This window comes from Paraburkholderia tropica (assembly GCF_914484835.1).
In the GTDB taxonomy this organism is placed as follows: Bacteria; Pseudomonadota; Gammaproteobacteria; order Burkholderiales; family Burkholderiaceae; genus Paraburkholderia; species Paraburkholderia tropica_A.
On sequence record NZ_CAJZAR010000037.1, the window covers coordinates 317,540 to 335,051 of the forward strand.

The following is a 17,512-nucleotide window of genomic DNA, read 5'->3' on the forward strand; positions in this document are numbered from 1 at the left end:
TTCCGTTTCCACGTTCGCTACTTCAAAGGTACACACATGAACGAACGACGCAAAGCGATCATCACCGGCGTATCCGGCCAGGACGGCGCGTATCTGACCAAACTGCTGCTCGACAAGGGCTATCAGGTGGTCGGCACCTATCGGCGCACCAGCTCGGTCAATTTCTGGCGCATGAACGAACTCGGCGTCACCGATCATCCGTCGCTCGAACTCGTCGAGCACGACCTCACCGACGCGGGCTCGACCATGCGTCTGCTCGAACGCTCGCAGGCGGGCGAGATCTACAACCTCGCCGCGCAGAGCTTCGTGGGCGTCTCGTTCGATCAGCCCGTCACGACCGCTGAAGTCACCGGCATCGGCGCGCTCAATCTGCTCGAAGCGATTCGCGTGGTGAATCCGCGCGCGCGCTATTACCAGGCGTCGACCTCCGAAATGTTCGGCAAGGTGCAGGCCGTGCCGCAACGCGAAGATACGCCCTTCTATCCGCGCAGCCCGTATGGCATCGCCAAGCTGTTCGCGCACTGGTCGACCGTGAATTACCGCGAGTCCTACGATATCTTCGCGACCAGCGGCATTCTCTTCAATCACGAATCGCCGCTGCGTGGCCGCGAATTCGTGACGCGCAAGATCACCGACGCCGTCGCGAAGATCAAGCTCGGCAAGCAGAGCGTGCTCGAACTCGGCAATCTCGACGCCAAGCGCGACTGGGGCTACGCCTCCGAATACGTCGAAGGCATGTGGCGCATGCTCCAGGCCGACGAACCCGACACCTACGTGCTCGCGACGGGCCGCACCGAAACCGTCCGCGACTTCGTGACGATGGCCTTCGCGGCCGCCGGTTACCAGCTCGAATGGTCGGGCCGCGGCGAACGCGAAACCGGCATCGACATTTCGAACGGCCGCACGCTCGTGCGCGTGAGCCCGCGCTTCTATCGCCCCGCCGAAGTCGAACTGCTGATCGGCAGCTCGGACAAGGCGCGCAGCAAGCTCGGCTGGGAACCGCAGACCTCGCTCGAACAGCTCTGCCAGATGATGGTCACGGCCGACCTCACCCGCAACGAACGACATGACACGTTCTGACGACACGCGCGCCCCGCGCGCGCTGATCACCGGCGTGGGCGGCTTCACCGGCCGCTACATGGCGGAGCGGCTCGCGGCGAACGGCTATCGCGTCTGGGGCACGGTGCGCCCCGGCGAAACGCTGGCCGACACGAGCCTCGCCGACCTCGTCACGCCGCTGCCCGCCGACCTGCTCGACCGCGGCGCGCTCGCGCACGCCGTGGAAACCGTGCAGCCCGACGTGGTCGTGCATCTCGCGGCGGTCGCGCACGTGGCCGATAGCGATGTCGCGCGCACCTACGTGGTCAACGTCGTCGGCACGCGCAACCTGCTCGAAGCGCTCGCGCATCAGCGCCATGTGCCGCGTGCCGTGTTGCTCGCGAGCAGCGCGAACATCTACGGCAACGCCACCAACGGCGTGATCGACGAAACCGTCGAGCCGCAGCCCGCGAACGACTACGCCGTGAGCAAGCTCGCGATGGAGTACGTCGCGAAGCGCTGGGACGCGCAGTTGCCGATCGTCGTCGCGCGGCCGTTCAACTACACGGGCGTGGGCCAGTCGCCGGACTTCCTGATTCCGAAGATCGTCGATCACTACGCGCGCGGCGAGAAGACGATTTCGCTCGGCAATCTGCACGTGGCGCGCGACTTCTCCGATGTACGCGACGTGGTGAACGCCTACGCGAAACTGATCGAAGCCGCGCCGCGCGGCGCAACGGTGAACGTGTGCTCGGGTACGGGCCACACGCTCGGCGCGCTGATCGACGCGCTCTCGCGCATCGCGGGCTACCGCATCGATGTGAAGGTCGATCCGCGTTTCGTGCGTGCCAACGAAGTGCGTCAGTTGATCGGCTCGAATGCGAAGCTGCGCTCGATTGTCGGCGACAGCGCGCGCAAGCCGCTCGAAGACACGCTGCGCTGGATGTACGAGGAAGCGCGCCAGGTGTGTCTCGATACGCGATGAGGCACACGCCTGCGCGGTTTATTCCACGTCCGCTTTATTCAACTTCGTTGCTGCAAAAAACTGCCGCTCATTCGAGCGGCAGTTTCGTTTCTACGCTTCAATCCGCATTCAATGCGCCGCCGCAATCGCTTCGGCGTAAACATCGGCCACGCGCTTCGCGATTACCGCATTGTCGAAATGCTCGCGCGCGTAGGTCTTGCACGCGTGCTCGTCAGGCATCTTGATGCGGCCGGACAGCGCGCCGTCGATACCTTCGGCAATCGCATCCGCGCCTGTCGAGGGCAGCACGAGATCCTGCGAAAGACCCGCCACCGCTTCGGGCAAACCGCCGACCGGCGTCACCAGCACGGGCGTACCCGCCGACAGCGATTCCACCGTGATCAGGCCGAAGCCTTCGAGCGCGACCGTCGGCACCACGCTCAGCGTCGCGGCGCGATAGAGCGAAGGCAGATGCGCGTCGGGCACGAAACCGAGCAGCTTGACGTTGTCGGTCAGACCGGCGGCATCGATACGCTGCTGTAGTTCGGACTCCAGACGGCCACGGCCCGCGATCAGCAGCAGCACGTCGGGATGACGCTGCTTGACCTGCTTGATCGCGCCGATCAGATCTTCGAGACCCATGCGGCGCACGAGACGGCGCACGGCCAGCACGATCGGACGGTTCTGCGGCAGTTGCAGGCGCAGACGCGCCTCGCCTTGCGAGCAGGCCGGATCGAAATGCGCGGTATCCACGCAGCCCGGCACGATGCGCACGCGCTCGGGCGAAATCGCATAACGCTTCGTGAGGATGTCGCCGAACGCCTTCGACAAAACGATCAGACGCGACGAGCGCTCGTACACCGACTGCTCCAGCGAATGCTTGATGCGCTGGCTCAGCGAGGCCGCGCCTTCGACGAAGCTCTCGTCGGCCCACGGTCCCTGAAAATGCGAGACCTGCGGAATGCCGCGCGTGACGTCGAGGCCGGGGAACGTGTAGAGCGCGAAGTGCGAGGAGATCACGTCCGGGCGTTCGCGGCGCACCTCGCGGCGCAGCGCGCGGCGCGCGTCCATCAAGCGGAACGGCAAGGCGCGCGCGGCCGAGCCGAAGCCCTGGATCGCGCCGCCGCTGTCTTCGGCGACCTTGGGCGAGCCGGCCACCACGCCGCGCACCTTCACGCCCGCGCCGGGCAGCGCGCCCACCAGCGAGTAATACATGCGGTCGAGGCCGCCCGCACGTTCCGGGAACCAGTGCATGCCGATCTGTAGCGAATGGATGGAATGTTTCGTCATCGCATGTCCTTGTTATGGCCGTCTGTGCCGTTGAATTGGCGTTGAATCGTGAGTTCAGGGAGTGTCCGCGCGTTGCAGCGTCTGGCCGCCGGGCAGCGTCGCCGCTGCCGCAAAGGCCCGTTCGCCGCCGCGCGCGGCTTCGTTGGCGTCGCCGGCCAGTTGCCGGTAGAGCGCGATGTACTGTGCCGCCATGCGCGCCCAGCCGAAGCTGCACGCGAGTTCCGCCGCGGCCTCGCCCATCGCGAGGCGGCGCGGCGTGTCGTCGTCGAGTTGCTGGATCGCGTTCGCGAGCGCCGCTGCGTCGTCGGGATCTTCGAGCACGATGCCGCAGTCGGGCGTGATGATTTCCGCGCCGCCCGCCGTGCGCGCCGTGACCACCGGCAGGCCCGACGCCATCGCTTCGAGCAGCGAGAGCGACATGGCTTCGTAGCGCGAAGGAAATACATAGGCGTCGACGCTGCGCATCAGCATCGGCATTTCGCGCACGAGCCCGAGAAAATGCACGCGCGATTCGATGCCGAGCTTGCGCGCCATCTCGGGATACGGGCTGCCCGGCAGATAACCGGCCACCGCGATATGCACGTGCTCGGGCAATTGCTTGAGCGCTTCGAGCACGGTGCCGAGGTTCTTGCGCGGCGTGCGCAGATCGCCCACGAACAGCAGCAGGAACTTGTCGACGGGCAGCTTGAAATGCGAACGGTCCGCGCTCGCGCCCGAGAAGCCGCGCGTATCCACGCCGTTGTAGATCACGTCGAGGCGTTCGACCGGATCGCCGCCGCACGCGCGGATTTCATCGGCGACCTTGCGCGAGACCGCGGCGATCACGCGCGAGCGACGGTAGGCCCAGCGTTCGAGCACCGCGTTCACGCGCGTATAGACGAACTGATACGCCGACCACGCGCCGCGCGTGAGACCGAACGGGTAATACTTGCTGCGCGCCCAGCCGCCGTGCACGAAGTGCGCGGTGTTCACATCGGCGTGCGCCCACGTGATGAAGCCGTTCACGTGCAGCACGTCGTAGTCGCGGCGATGGCGGCGCAGCCACCATGCGCTTTTCAGCGCGAACACCTGCTGGCGCAGCAGATTGGTCGGCCACAGGCGCGAGGGCTGCACGGGCACCCACGTCACCTTCGGATGTTCGAGCAGTTCGGGCGCGACGTGCCGGGCCACCAGCGTGACCTCGAAGCCCTCGTCGAGCGCCGCGCGCGCGATCTCATGGTTGACGCGCCCCTGGCCGTCGTTGTGGCGCACTACGTGCGTGACGATTGCGACTCTCAATCGGAGATCTCCGTAACAGGGGTAACAACAGGCGTGGCGCGCGAGGCCAGACGGTTCAGCCTCGTCCAGTGCCCCGCGCTGAGAATGGAAAACACGCTCGAAAACAGCAGCAGACCGCCCGTGCCGACCAGCGAGTTGGTGAACACGAGCATCGCGAAGATCGAGATCATCAGGCTCATGCAGGCGCAGACGTAGCGGTCTTCGGACAGCCGCAGCGCGATGCGCAGCGCGCGCACCATCAGCCAGATCACGCCCGACATGTAGAGCAGCGTGCCGGGCCAGCCGAGCACGAACGGAATGTTCATCACGCCGCTATCGAAGCTGCCGTACTGGCCGAGCTGGCCGTTGCTGCTGGAGAGCTTCGTCGAAGCGCCGGTGGAGCCGAAGCCCTCGCCCGACACATCGGTGAACGCCTTCTTCGCGAAGTCGGCGTAGAACTGGTTACGCGCTTCGTAACTCTGGTCGTCGCTGAGATTGACGAGCGAGTTCAGGCGCTGCTGCATGCGGTCGGCAACCGGGCCGAAGGTCAGCAGCGGCACGCACACGCCCGCGAGCACCAGCGCGCTCACGATGATGCGGATGCGCACCTTGTTGCTCGACTTCATCAGCTGGATCACCATGGCGATGGCCCAGCCGCCCCACGTCGAGCGCACCAGCGAGAGCGCGAACGAGAAGAAGCCGAAGGCCGCCGCGACCCAGCGCACGCGATGCTTCGCGGCCATCACGAGCACCATCGCGCCCATCATCGCGAACGCGAACGGACCCGACGAATTCATCGTGCTGAACACGCGCACGCCGAGCGGCACGGGGTCGCCCTGCGAGTTCATGTCCGAGCCGATCATCCACATCGCGTCCCACGGCGGCATGATGAAGAACTGCACGAGGCCGTACGCGCCCATCACGAACATGCCCCAGATGAAGGTGTTGATGATGGTGTCGCGCGCGTCGGGATACTGGCGCGTGAGCACCATGATGTGAAAGCCGATCAGCAGCGGATAGACCCAGTTTGCAAGGTCGTAGACGGCCGCTGCGGGGCCGCTCGCGACCACGCCCACCGCGAACCCATAGGCGATGCCGAGCAGCGCCAGCAGCAGCGGCAGGCCGCGCCGCTGCGCGAGGATCGGGTAATAGCGGATCAGCGAAATGCCGCTGATCATCGTGACCGCGAGCGGCGCGACCTGAATCAGGCTCGTGGGCGTGAAGCCGCCCTTGCCGTAGTCCGCGAGACGGCGCACTTCGGGGCTCAGGAACCACAGCCACCACATGAAGCCGATGTAGCGCACCGGATTCACGAAATAGAGCCAGAAACCCACGCCGATGGCGAGCACCGGAAACGCGAGCGTGAGCACCGTGCCCTGATGCGCGAGGATCAGCAGCGCGGTGAAGGTCCACAGCGCGATGACGGGCAGCGTATCGCGGCTCATCGCGCGGCGCAGGCCCGAGCGGCGCGCCGGTTCCGCAGGCGCGCGCGCGGACGCACCGGGGAAGTTCGGCGGCGGATTCGGCGGGAAATTCGGTGGGAAATTCGGCGGCCGGTTCGGCGGCAGATTCGGCGAGCGCGGAGCCGGATAGGAAGGCACACGCATGCTTACATCCCGCGCGGCATCTGGCCGGCCGCATGGCCGCCATTCGCGCCGTTCACCGCATCCGCGCGGCTCGCCTGCGCCGTACGAGGATCGCGCTCGCGCAGCATGTCGCGCGTGAGCTGCGCGTGCTGGCGCGCGAAGTTCTCGGTCGTCAGGTCGCGCGTCTGCAACTGCTCGCAGGCCTCGCGCGCCTGCGCCAGCGCGCGCGCGGGATCGTCCACGAGGGCGTTCACGGCGTCGCGCAACTGCTGCGTGTTGAAGGGCTCGACGTAGTACGCGGCCTTTTCGTCGAAATAATCTTCGAGCGCGCCCACTTTCGTCACGATCATCGGCTTGCCGAGCGCCGCCGCTTCGAGCATCACCGTGATGCCCGAGGCGTGCGTGTTCGGACGCAGCGGCACGACGATGATATCGGCCCAGTCATAGAGCGCGTGCTGCTGCTGAAGGCCCGAGACGCTCACGATTTCCACATTCGGCGCGCGCACTTCGGCCGGTATGCGGCGGCGCGTGGCGATGCGCACCTGATAGCGCGCGTCGTTGCCGAGCGCGGCAGCGAGCGTGGTCCAGTCGCGGTCGCGATCGTTGCCGATGCCCGCGATACGCACGGGCGTATTCGGCTTCCAGTGCGACGGCGGACACAGCGGAAAGTCCTGCGTGTTGAGGCCGTACAGCACATGACGCGCGTCGCGGCCGAAGAAGTCGCCGCACAGCGCCGCGTTCTCGCTCGCGAGCGTGGTCAGCAGATCGGCGCGCTTGAGCAGACGCTTGTACGCGGCGCGGCGCAGCGCGCCATAACCGGGCCAGCGGTCGAGCAGCCACACGCTTTGCGCGAGCAGCAGCGGACGCGCGCCGCCCTTCTTCGCGTACATCAGCAGCACGGCGGCGACGGCCAGATGCTCCTGCTCGGTGTGCGTCCAGATCACGTCCGAGTCGAGAATCGCGCGGCGGTTGCGCCACGCGTGCACGAAGTCGAAACCGAGCGCGGCCTTCAGCGCGCGGCGCGCGAAACGCACGGGCGTGCCTTCGCGCGCATCCTCTGCATAGTTGAGAGCGAATTCCGCGGATTCCGCGTGATGGTAGCCGTAGAGGCAGCCGATATTCTCGCCCTTTCGGTAGCGGCGCGGATCGGCGCCATAAAACAGGTGCACGTGGACTTGGGTACCGCTCATTCGGGGTCCTCCGTAAATTCGATTGCGGGCGTGCGGACAAATCGGCGCTTCAATGCCGATGCGCGAAAACCGCACGCCGCGAAGCGCGTGTTGGGCGTCTCAGACCGGCGCGCGGCGCGCCTCGCGTGCACCGCCGCGCACCGCGCGCCAACGGGCGTACGCGGTGCCGGGCGAGCCCGCTCGCAAGGCGCTCAGGCCCGTATGCAGCAGGCCCGGATACACGCGCGTGCCGACCAGCGTCCACCACCACCAGGCCGTCTCGCGATGCAGCGGCGGCAGATGACTGCGCAGAATCAGATGGAAATTGAACGCGGCGTTATGGATCGAGGCGAGCGTCTGCGCATTGCGCGGATCTTCGCCGGGACGCGGCGCCGGATAGTGATCGACAGCCACGCGCGGGTCATAGACGAGCTTCCAGCCCGCGCGCTTCACGCCCATGCTGAACGCCATGTCGTTGTGCGTCTGCGCGCCCGTGCCGCGCAAACGGCGGTCGAAGCTCAGACCCGCGATCGCCGCGCGCCGGTAGCTCATGTTCGCGCCCTTGAGCAGATCGACTTCGCGCGCCTCGCCCACGCCCAGATGATGATTGCCGACGATGCGGCCCGAGCGCTGCACGCGCCCCACCAGCTGGCGCTCGCCATCGAGCACGCGGCCTTCTTCATGCACCCAGTCGCGGCCGCCGAGCGCGCCGAGTTGCGGATCGGCCTCGAAATGCGCGGCGATACGCGCGACCCAGTCGGCGTGCGGCGCGGCATCGTCGTCGGTGATGGCGATCACGTCGCCCGTCGCCGCTTCGAGACCGCGATTGAGCGCGGCCACCTGGCCCGGTTCCTCGACGCTCGCCACTTCCACGTTGAGCACGCGCGGCGTCACATGTTCGGCGAGGCATGCGTGCGTCGCGGCGTCGTCGGCGCGCGCGACCACCACGATCTGATCGGGCGCGCGCTCCTGGCGCAGCAAGGCCGAGAGGCAGCGCGAGAGATCGTCAGGACGCCTGTACGTTGGTACGAGCACGGTCACTTTCATCGCGTGTTCCCCTTTCATCAGGCGCTCAGGTATTCCTGCACGGCGCTGTAGCCATAGCCGTAGCTGCCGCGCGCGCGCGCCGGCACGCCGTTGAAGACACCGCCCGTCACATGCACGCCCGCCGTGCGCAGACGCTTGAGCGTATCGGCGATTTCGCCTTCGGTATGCATGCCCGAACGCAGCACGAGGAAGATCGAACCCGCATGACCGCTGATGATCGCGGCATCGGTCACGGCCAGCACCGGCGGCGTATCGACGAGCAGAATGTCGTAGCGCTTCGCGAGCCCTTCGAGATACTGGTTAAGACGCGGCGACATCAGCAGCTCGGACGGATTCGGCGGACGGCGGCCGCACGAGATGAAGTGCAGGTTGTCCACTTCGGTCGCGCGAATCGCTTCGTCCAGCGAAATCTGGCCCGAGAGCAGCTCGGAGAAGCCGTTGTCCTGCGGGCCGCCGAGATAGCGTTCGAGCGCGCCGCGGCGCATGTCGCCGTCGATCATCAGCACGCGCTTGCCCGAATGCGCGAGCAGCACGGCGAGGTTCGCCGTCATGAAGCTCTTGCCGACGCCCGGCACCGAGCCCGTGAGCACGACCACGCGATTGCGCGCGTCCATCACGCTGAACTGCAGCGAGGTGCGCAGCGAACGCAGGCTTTCGACCGTGAGATCCTTCGGCGCGGCGCTCGCGAGCACTTCGCGCAGACGCGTGCCGCCGCGCACCGGCGCGCGCTTTTCGAGCGCGGCCTGTTCGGCCGAGAGCGGCACGAGACCGTAGACGGGCAGCTGGAACGTGCGTTCGATCACGTCCGGGTCGACGATGCCCTTGAACATGTTCCGGCGCATCAGCACGAAGCCGGTACCGAGAATCAGGCCGAGCATCGCGGCCGCCGAGACGATCAGCAGCTTCTTCGGCTTCGACGGCTTGCCCGGGCGCATCGCCGGATCGACGATATGCACGTTGCCGCCCGTGCCCACGCGCTGCACCGAGAGTTCCTGAATACGGTTGAGCAGCAGCACGTAGATGTCTTCGGCCACCTTGGCGTCGCGTTGCAGCTGCACGGCCTTCACTTCGGTCGCGGGCAGATTGCGGAATTTCGCGTCGTACTTCGCGCGCTCGCCTTCGAGTTGCGAGAGCTGCTGGCGCGCCGCGATCAGCACCGGATGCTGGTCGCCGAAACGCTGCTGCAGCGAAGCGATCTGCAATTGCAGCGCGGAAATCTGCTGCTCGTATTGCACGCTGCCGTCGAGATAGATCTTCGCTTCGTCGCTCGCGTTGATCGAGCCCGACTTGCTTTGATACGCGGTCAGCGCCGCTTCGGCGTTTTCCAGATCGCCCTTCAGGCGCGGCTGCTCGCTGCGCAGGAAGTCGAGCATCTTGCTCGCGTCGGCCTGCTTGGTGGCCACGTGCTCGCGCAGATACGACTGGGCGACCGCGTTCGCGACAGCGGCGGCGTGCTCGGGATCGTTGTCTTCGAGCGAGATGTCGATCACGCCCGTCTGCTTGCCCTGCTCCTGCACCTTGACGGCGTTCTGGAACGCCGAGACGGCGTCCAGATCGTTCATGCGCACGACGGTGAAGCGCGTGCCGGGGCGCGCCTTCAGCTCGCTCACGAGCATCGTCACGCCGCCGCCCTGCACCTGCTGGCCGACCGTGCCTTCGACCAGGCGGCCGCCGTCGGGACCGGAGATCACGAAGCGGTTGTCGTCGAGCGCGGTCAGCGTGAGCTTCTTGCCTTCCAGCTCGGGCGCGACGTCGATCGAATCGACGTTCGCGACTTCTCCGCCCCAGGCGTAGCCCTTGAGGCCGAACCACGGACGCGCCGGATCGCCCGGCGTCGCGAGACGCGCGGCGAGGCTGCCGACCACCGGCAGCGTGACCGGCGAGACGCTGTAGTTCAGCTTGAACTGCCGGACGACCGGTTCGAGCACGCTGCGGCTCTGGATCATCTGGATTTCGGCGTCGGTCGGCAGCGAACCTTGCTGGCCGCTGGTGATGTTGGCGCCCGACTGCGTTTGCGTGAGCGCCTGCGACGTGTAGTCGGCCTGCTCGACGCGCACTTGCGTGTCGGCGGTGTAGACCGGCTTGGCCACGTAGCAGTAGAACACGGCGCAGCCGACCACCACGGCCGCGATCGCGATGAGCCAGCCGATGTCGTCGATGATGACGCGCAGCAACTGGCCGAGGACGACGTCCTCTTCCTCTGTGCGGGCCGCCGGGGCCGCCTGACTGTTGGCTTGAATGCTCACGTTTTCGATCCCGTTTTAACTCGTGTTGCGTGGGAGGAAGACCTCACGCCCTTAGCGCGTGATCTGCTTCAGGTAGAAGACCGTCTGCACGGTCGGCAGCACCTGTTGCAACAGGCGGTTGAAGGTCGTCGAGGCGGCCGTGCCGACGTACACGACATCCAGCGGCTTGAGCTGGAATTGCGACGACAGCATGATCGCGTCGGGCTTGGTCATGTCGAGGCGATAGATCTCGGGCTGGCTCGGGTTGTCCTTCATGCCGCGCATCACGAAAATCTGGCGCGGATTCGCGTCGGTATCGAGGATGCCGCCGGCGGAAGTGAGCGCGTCGGCGATCGTCAGCTTGCCGCGAATCATGCCGGTCTGGATCGGCGTCTTCACTTCGCCCATCACGAATACTCTGCTGTCCGAACGATCCGGCACATTGATGATGTCGCCGTCCTGCAGCATTACGTTCTGCGTCGCATCGCCCGAATCGAGCATGCGGTTCGCGTCGAGCACGTAGAGCTTGCCGTTGCGCGTGAGGCGCACGCGGTTGATGTCGGCGTTGTCGGTGGTGCCGCCCGAACGCGTGATCGCGTCGACGAGCGACAGCGGCACGTCGCTCACCGCGAGCGGGCCCGGCGTCTTCACGTCGCCGGTCACCTGGATCTTCTGGCTGCGGTAGGCGAGCACGCGCACGTCCACCTGCGGATTCTTGATGTACGGACCGAGGCCCGAGGCGAGCTGGTCGCGCAACTGGCCCGGCGTCTTGCCCGCGGCCATCACGCGGCCGACGAACGGGAAGTAGATCGTGCCGTCCTTCGCCACGGTCTGCCCATACGGGTCGGACTGGCCGGACAGCGCGCTGGTGTACGGCTGCGTGAGCGCCTGCCCCACGGTCTGCGTGGTGTTGCCGCCCTGCGAGAAGGTCGAGCCTTGCGGCGTCGAAATCTCCGGGTGGTCGTAGACGGTCACGCCGAGAATGTCCTGCGGCGCGATGTGATACGTGTAGTCGGCCGCGTTGGCGTACTTCGCCGGCGGCAGGTCGACATGCACGCCCGCTGCGGTCTGGGCCTGCTGCATCACGAGCTGCGACGTGATCAGATGCACGTCGTACTGCTGCTGCGGCTGATTGTTCGGCTGCTCTTTGAGGCTCGACGTGTCGAGATAATTGCCCGGTGCAGTCGAGCACGCGGCTACGAAGGCGCTCAACGCCAGCACGGTCATCAGATTGAGTTTCTTCATTGGCATATTCGGCTTAGCCATCCCTTAACCAGACGATCCATCAATTCGAGACTCTCGCGATACGCGGCTTCGTCGAGGCCATGCGGATCGGAAACGTCCGAGTTCTCCCAATTGCCTAGCGCGAACACCTTGCCGCGCGCGGTCGGCTCGATGCGCTCCACGGCGGCCACCTGGCGGCGCTCCGTGACGAGCACGAGATCGGCGGCGCGTACAAGCTTGCTCGTGAGGCGGCGCGAGCGGTGTTCGCCCACATCCACGCCGCGCTCCGCGAGCAGCCGCTGCATCACCGGATCCATGTCCTCGCCATCGAGCGCCCGCAGGCCCGCCGAGTGGAACGCGCCTGCGTGCGCTTTCGCGCGCTCGCGAAGACCCGCGCGAAAAAGCTGTTCCGCCGCCGGTGAGCGGCAGACGTTCGCGTGGCAGACGATCAATACGTCGTTGAACATGGCCGTGTGGCTCCTTGTTACTGCTTGCGCTCAGCGTCGATCAGGACTTCGATCACGCCGTGACACGCGTCTGCGTGACCGCCTCGGCGCGCGCGCGGCTCGCCTGCGTGGCGCTCGCGCGGCCCACCGCGTGATACTCGAAACCGAGCTCCTGCAACGCGGGCGGGTCGTACAGATTGCGGCCGTCGAACACGATCGGCGTCTTCAGCTGCGACTTCAGCGTTTCGAAATCGGGCGCCTTGAAGACCTTCCATTCGGTCGCGACCACCAGCGCATCGGCGCCGTTGGCGGCTTCCATCGCGTCCTGCGCGTAGCTCAGGCGTTCGAGCTGCTCCGGCGTCTTCGCGAAGTCGAGTTCGATCACGCGCTGCGCTTCCTTGATCGCGACCGGGTCGTAGGCCACCACGCGTGCGCCGCGCGCCAGCAGTTCGGCGATCAGCGTGCGGCTCGGCGCTTCGCGCATATCGTCGGTATTCGGCTTGAACGCAAGACCCCAGAGGCCGAACGTGCGGCCCGTGAGATCCGAGCCGAAGCGCGTGACGATCTTCTGCGCCAGCACCTGCTTCTGCCCTTCGTTGACGTTCTCGACGGCGCGCAGGATTTGCAGCGGCTCGCCGAAATCCTCAGCAGTCCGCATCAGTGCTTTCACGTCTTTCGGGAAGCACGAGCCGCCGTAACCGCAGCCCGCGTACAGAAAGTCGTAACCGATACGCGGATCGGAACCGATGCCGCGGCGCACCGCTTCGATGTCGGCGCCCACGCGATCGGCGAGATTCGCCAGCTCGTTCATGAACGAGATGCGCGTGGCGAGCATCGCGTTGGCCGCGTACTTCGTGAATTCCGCCGAATGCACGTCCATGTAGAGCGTGCGTTCGTGATTGCGGTTGAACGGCGCGTAGAGGCGCTTCATCAGTTCGCGCGCTCGCTCGCCAGGCACGTCTTCATCGCAGCCCAGCACGATGCGGTCGGGGCGCGCGAAGTCTTCGACGGCCGCGCCTTCCTTCAGGAACTCGGGGTTCGAGACCACCGAGAACATGTGGTTTTCGCCGCGCTTGCGCAGCTCGGACGCGATCGCGTCGCGCACGAGCGCCGCCGTGCCGACCGGCACCGTCGACTTGTCGACGATCACCTTGAAACCCGTCATCGAGCGGCCGATGTTGCGCGCCGCCTGCAGCACGTATTGCAGATCGGCCGAGCCATCTTCGTCGGGCGGTGTGCCCACGGCGATGAACTGCACGTCGCCGTGTGCGACCGCCGCTTCGACGTCGGTCGAGAACGTCAGCCGGCGCGCGCGACGGTTGCGTTCGATGATTTCCTGCAGGCCCGGCTCGTGAATCGGCACGACGCCCTGATTGAGCAGGTCGATCTTGCGCTGGTCCACGTCGAGACAGAACACGTCGTTGCCGATGTCGGCGAGACACGCGCCCGTCACGAGACCCACATAACCGCTGCCAATGATCGTCAGATTCATGCCCACCTCAAATGTGATTGCCTGTTGGTGTTCGCGAGAGCCGCGGCGTCATACGCATGCCGCGCGCCCGCCGCGCTTCAATATGCGTTTTGTCCTGCGAAGCCTTTCCACATGGTCATGGCGACGATGCGCAGGTCGAGCGCGAAGCTCCAGTGCTGCATGTAATGCAGGTCGAAACGCACACGGTCGCGCATTTTTTCCACGCGGTCGGTTTCGCCGCGATAGCCGTTGACCTGCGCCCAGCCCGTGATGCCCGGCTTGATGCGATAGCGCGCCATGTAGCCGCGCACGAGGTCCTTGTAGATGTCGTCGTGCGCGAGCGCATGCGGACGCGGCCCCACCACCGACATCTCGCCCTTGAGCACGTTGATGAATTGCGGCAGCTCGTCGAGGCTCGTGCGGCGCAGGAACGCGCCCACGCGCGTCACGCGCGGATCGCCGCGGCGCGCCTGCGTGACCTGGCCCGCGACTTCCGCATGGACCTTCATCGAGCGGAACTTGTAGATCTCGAACTCGTTGCCGTCGAGACCCTTGCGGCGCTGCTTGAAAAACACCGGGCCGCGCGACGTGAGCTTCACCGCGAGACCGACCACGGCGAACAGCGGCGCGAGTGCGATCAGCACGCAGCCCGCGAACAGAAAATCGAACACGCGCTTGGGCAGCACGCGCAGATCCGTGACCGGCGAAGCCGCGAGATTGATCGCGGGCACGCCGAGCAGATCGACCACGGGCTGGCTGAAGAACGAAAGACTGCGCACGTCGGGAATGAAGCGGATGTTCACGAAGTCGTTGCGCAAGGCCATGGTGATGCGGTGAATCGTGCGCTCCTTGGTGATCGGCAGCGCGAGCCACATTTCGCGCACCTCGTGTTCGCGCACGAACTCGATCACGGCCTGGAGATCGCGCGCGACCGGCACGCCATCGAGGAACGCTTCGCCTTCGGCGTCGCTGTCTTCATCGAACACCAGTGCGGGATGAAAGCCCGCCTCGGGACGGCTTTTCATCTGCTCGACGAGAAAGCGCGCGTAACGCGGGCTGCCGACCACGGCCACGGCCTTGTGGTTGTAGCCTTCGCGGCGCAGGCCGCGCAGCACCATATGCACGAGCGCCTTCGAGACGATCAGGAACGCCACCGACGCCACCACCCAGTACGCGAGCCAGATGCGCGAGAGCGAATCCGCGCGGTGGACGCTGAAGCTCAGCAGGATGCCCGTGCATTCCACCGCGACCCACGCGGCGCAGACGCGCGCGAACAGCACGTAGAGCGATTTGCCGCGCCACGATTGATAGATGCCGAACGCCGGGAACATCCAGATCGCCAGCAGGCAGTTGAACGCCAGCGCCACGCTCTCCGCGTCGGACAGCGGCGCGAGCCTTCCGTGGTGCAAGGCAGCCGCCAGCAGCGCGCCTGCGGCGATGGCGGCAACGTCGATGATTCTCGCTAGAACGCTCAGCATGTCCGGCACCTCGGGTTGAAAAAAAATGAACGGCGGCCACACGTTCTGCGCAATAACGCACTGCGGGCCGCACGACGGGAATCAGGGAATTTCACGCCAGAATACCCCGGCGTTGATGAAACGGATCCGAATAAACCCTAATAAAGCGCGATAAAAATTCCGCGCGCAAGGTGCAAAAGTATCTCCAAATGTTTCGTTGCTAACGATAGGGTTTTTGACGCATTTTTTCGGCAACGATTGCCGGATTCGCCCGCCGGACGGCGCGTCTCGGGGTCGAATCCGCGGCAAAATTTGCCGCTTGCCGCGCGCCTCGTATCGATTTATTTTTCTGTGCGCATCGCATTGCGCCTATTTTTATTCGAATTTTTGTTCGCGATGAATTATGACGAATAGTCGACTTTTAATTTAATCCGAATATTTTTCATTTTCTTCTTTACGGCGTTATTTCTGTTGATTTTAAGCATGCTACAAATCGCAGAACCGAAACCCCTTTCAGGAGATCGAGATGACGGATACGGGTTCCGCAACGGCAACGGTGCGAGCGGATCAGCCGCAGAATGCGGCGCGCAGTGCGCTGCAAGTCTGCCCGGTGGTGCTTGCGGGCGGCTCGGGTTCGCGGTTGTGGCCGCTGTCGCGCGAGCAGTACCCGAAGCAGATGATCAACCTCGTCGGCGAACAGTCGCTGCTCGCGAATACTGCGAGCCGCCTCGATGCGCTCGCAGAGCGCGTCACGCTCGCCGACAAGCTGATGATCGTGTGTAACGAGGAGCATCGCTTCACGACCGCCGAACAGGTTCGCGCCGCCGGCAAGGAAGCGAAGCTGATTCTCGAACCGCTCGCGCGCGACACCGCGCCGGCACTCACCATCGCGGCGCTTTCCGTGGTGGCCGAGCAGCAGGACGGCATTCTCGTCGTGATGCCCGCCGACCACGCGCTCGCCGACCTCGATGCGTTCCAGGCCGCGGTCGCCGACGGCGTGCGCCACGCGGCCAACGGTCAGATCGTGACGATGGGCATCGTGCCCACGCACCCGGAAACCGGCTATGGCTACATTCACGTGGGCGAGCCGCTCGCGAGCGGCGAAGAACAGGGCGCGCGGCGCCTGAACGGCTTCGTCGAAAAGCCCTATTTCGAACTGGCGCAGCAATACGTTTCGTCGCAGCGCTACTGGTGGAACAGCGGCATTTTCATCGTGCGCGCGAGCACGTGGCTCAAGGCCATTCGCCACTTCCACCCCGCCATTCACGAGGCCTGCACGGCCGCCGTCGAGCATGGCAAGGCCGACGGCGACTTCTTCCGCGTGGACCGCGAAGCCTTCGAGCGTTCGCCGGCGAATTCGATCGACTACGCGGTGATGGAACCGCTGTCGAGCGACCCGAGCGTGGCGAGCGGCGTGGTCGTGCCGCTCACGGCGGGCTGGACCGATCTCGGTTCGTGGGACACCGTCTGGCAAGTCTCCGACAAGGACGACGCCGGTAACGTGGCGCAAGGCGAAGTCATGTTCGAAGGCGCCAACGATACGTTCGCGCACTCGGACGGCCGCCTGATCGCGTGTCTGGGCACCGAGAATCTCGTCGTGATCGAAACCGCCGACGCCGTGCTCGTGGCCGACCGCTCGCGCGCGCAGGACGTCAAGAAGATCGTCCAGCGCCTGAAGACGCAACGCCGCAGCGAAGCGGTCGCGCATCGTCTCGTGCATCGGCCGTGGGGTCATTACGACAGCGTCGACAGCGGCGAACGCTTCCAGGTGAAGCGCATCGTCGTCGAGCCGGGCGCGCGTCTGTCACTGCAGATGCACCATCACCGCGCCGAGCACTGGGTCGTCGTGCGCGGCACGGCGCTCGTCACACGCGGCGAAGAACGCTTTATCGTTTCGGAGAACGAATCGGCGTATATTCCGCTCGGCGTGTCGCATCGACTTGAGAACCCGGGCAAGATGCCGCTCGAAATCATCGAGGTGCAATCGGGCTCCTATCTCGGCGAAGACGACATCGTGCGTCTCGAAGACGTGTACGGACGCCAGTGAAATTCGAGCGTGGCCGATGCTGTTAAAGCATCGGCCACGCTTGCATGCAGGACGGTTCTGAAGTGCTGAAGCATTACGAGGGCAAGGGCGTCATCAGCAGCGGTATCGCGCTGCACTCGAACGCTCCGCCATGGTGGAGACACGACAAAGCGCAGTAGCGGCCAGACGAACGTGCTAACGAACGTACGTGCTGCTACGGCGTTTTGCGAAAGACGGTGATGTGAGACATGTGCGCAACGCAGTTTGCTACGACACGCGCGACGGTTTTGAAACCTGCTGAATGCGCGGATC

General features: G+C 65.4%; 13 protein-coding genes. 3 read left to right on the forward strand and 10 right to left on the reverse strand.

All coding sequences use genetic code 11. From position 1 onward, the window contains the following. The first annotated feature begins 36 nt into the window (after positions 1-36). Both gmd and LDO54_RS09600 read left to right on the forward strand, forming a co-directional pair. Positions 37-1,080 carry a GDP-mannose 4,6-dehydratase gene (gene gmd / locus LDO54_RS09595; protein WP_224009564.1) on the forward strand — a complete coding sequence of 348 codons (1,044 nt, stop codon included), beginning with the start codon at positions 37-39 and terminating at the stop codon, positions 1,078-1,080. Then, positions 1,067-2,023 carry a GDP-mannose 4,6-dehydratase gene (locus LDO54_RS09600; protein WP_224009566.1) on the forward strand — a complete coding sequence of 319 codons (957 nt, stop codon included), beginning with the start codon at positions 1,067-1,069 and terminating at the stop codon, positions 2,021-2,023. Before gmd ends, LDO54_RS09600 begins: the two co-directional genes overlap by 14 nt. Positions 2,024-2,131: 108 nt before the next feature. Here LDO54_RS09600 and LDO54_RS09605 read toward each other — a convergent pair whose 3' ends face one another. From LDO54_RS09605 to LDO54_RS09650, 10 genes are all read right to left on the reverse strand, one after another. Further along, positions 2,132-3,292, reverse strand: a complete 1,161-nt coding sequence (locus tag LDO54_RS09605; protein WP_224009568.1) for a glycosyltransferase family 4 protein — start codon at positions 3,290-3,292, stop codon at positions 2,132-2,134. Positions 3,293-3,346: 54 nt separating this feature from the next. Continuing rightward, positions 3,347-4,570 carry a glycosyltransferase family 4 protein gene (locus LDO54_RS09610; protein ID WP_224009569.1) on the reverse strand — a complete coding sequence of 408 codons (1,224 nt, stop codon included), beginning with the start codon at positions 4,568-4,570 and terminating at the stop codon, positions 3,347-3,349. Continuing rightward, on the reverse strand, positions 4,567-5,994 hold the full coding sequence (locus tag LDO54_RS09615) for a glucose-6-phosphate isomerase (RefSeq protein ID WP_224009726.1): 1,428 nt from the start codon (positions 5,992-5,994) through the stop codon (positions 4,567-4,569). Before LDO54_RS09615 ends, LDO54_RS09610 begins: the two co-directional genes overlap by 4 nt. Before the next feature lie 164 nt (positions 5,995-6,158). Next, positions 6,159-7,325: a glycosyltransferase gene (locus tag LDO54_RS09620; protein WP_224009571.1), complete on the reverse strand. Its 1,167-nt coding sequence runs from the start codon at positions 7,323-7,325 to the stop codon at positions 6,159-6,161. Between the two features lie 99 nt (positions 7,326-7,424). Further along, a complete protein-coding gene (locus LDO54_RS09625; RefSeq protein WP_224009728.1) occupies positions 7,425-8,351 on the reverse strand; it encodes a glycosyltransferase family 2 protein in 927 nt (308 codons plus the stop codon). 17 nt (positions 8,352-8,368) lie between these two features. Then, entirely contained in the window at positions 8,369-10,597 is a 2,229-nt protein-coding gene (locus LDO54_RS09630) for a polysaccharide biosynthesis tyrosine autokinase (RefSeq protein ID WP_224009573.1), read from the reverse strand. Between the two features lie 51 nt (positions 10,598-10,648). Next, positions 10,649-11,821 carry a polysaccharide biosynthesis/export family protein gene (locus LDO54_RS09635; RefSeq protein ID WP_224009575.1) on the reverse strand — a complete coding sequence of 391 codons (1,173 nt, stop codon included), beginning with the start codon at positions 11,819-11,821 and terminating at the stop codon, positions 10,649-10,651. Further along, complete coding sequence (locus tag LDO54_RS09640) at positions 11,818-12,267, reverse strand: low molecular weight phosphotyrosine protein phosphatase (RefSeq protein ID WP_224009577.1); 450 nt, start codon at positions 12,265-12,267, stop codon at positions 11,818-11,820. Before LDO54_RS09640 ends, LDO54_RS09635 begins: the two co-directional genes overlap by 4 nt. Before the next feature lie 52 nt (positions 12,268-12,319). Beyond that, positions 12,320-13,738 (reverse strand): UDP-glucose dehydrogenase family protein, encoded by a 1,419-nt coding sequence (locus tag LDO54_RS09645; RefSeq protein WP_074982425.1) that lies wholly within the window; start codon positions 13,736-13,738, stop codon positions 12,320-12,322. A gap of 77 nt (positions 13,739-13,815) precedes the next feature. After that, positions 13,816-15,195 (reverse strand): undecaprenyl-phosphate glucose phosphotransferase, encoded by a 1,380-nt coding sequence (locus LDO54_RS09650; RefSeq protein ID WP_224009579.1) that lies wholly within the window; start codon positions 15,193-15,195, stop codon positions 13,816-13,818. Between the two features lie 505 nt (positions 15,196-15,700). On the opposite strand from LDO54_RS09650, the gene LDO54_RS09655 reads away from it, so the two are divergent. Further along, on the forward strand, positions 15,701-17,221 hold the full coding sequence (locus LDO54_RS09655; RefSeq protein ID WP_224009581.1) for a mannose-1-phosphate guanylyltransferase/mannose-6-phosphate isomerase: 1,521 nt from the start codon (positions 15,701-15,703) through the stop codon (positions 17,219-17,221). Positions 17,222-17,512 lie beyond the last annotated feature (291 nt).

Coding starts and splice junctions, on each gene's coding strand:
- LDO54_RS09620 (WP_224009571.1), bottom strand. CDS start 7,325: ATGAGCGGTACCCAAGTCCACGTGCACCTGTTTTATGGCGCCGATCCG.
- LDO54_RS09635 (WP_224009575.1), bottom strand. CDS start 11,821: ATGAAGAAACTCAATCTGATGACCGTGCTGGCGTTGAGCGCCTTCGTA.
- LDO54_RS09605 (WP_224009568.1), bottom strand. CDS start 3,292: ATGACGAAACATTCCATCCATTCGCTACAGATCGGCATGCACTGGTTC.
- LDO54_RS09615 (WP_224009726.1), bottom strand. CDS start 5,994: ATGAGCCGCGATACGCTGCCCGTCATCGCGCTGTGGACCTTCACCGCG.
- LDO54_RS09655 (WP_224009581.1), top strand. CDS start 15,701: ATGACGGATACGGGTTCCGCAACGGCAACGGTGCGAGCGGATCAGCCG.
- gmd (WP_224009564.1), top strand. CDS start 37: ATGAACGAACGACGCAAAGCGATCATCACCGGCGTATCCGGCCAGGAC.
- LDO54_RS09640 (WP_224009577.1), bottom strand. CDS start 12,267: ATGTTCAACGACGTATTGATCGTCTGCCACGCGAACGTCTGCCGCTCA.
- LDO54_RS09645 (WP_074982425.1), bottom strand. CDS start 13,738: ATGAATCTGACGATCATTGGCAGCGGTTATGTGGGTCTCGTGACGGGC.
- LDO54_RS09650 (WP_224009579.1), bottom strand. CDS start 15,195: ATGCTGAGCGTTCTAGCGAGAATCATCGACGTTGCCGCCATCGCCGCA.
- LDO54_RS09600 (WP_224009566.1), top strand. CDS start 1,067: ATGACACGTTCTGACGACACGCGCGCCCCGCGCGCGCTGATCACCGGC.
- LDO54_RS09625 (WP_224009728.1), bottom strand. CDS start 8,351: ATGAAAGTGACCGTGCTCGTACCAACGTACAGGCGTCCTGACGATCTC.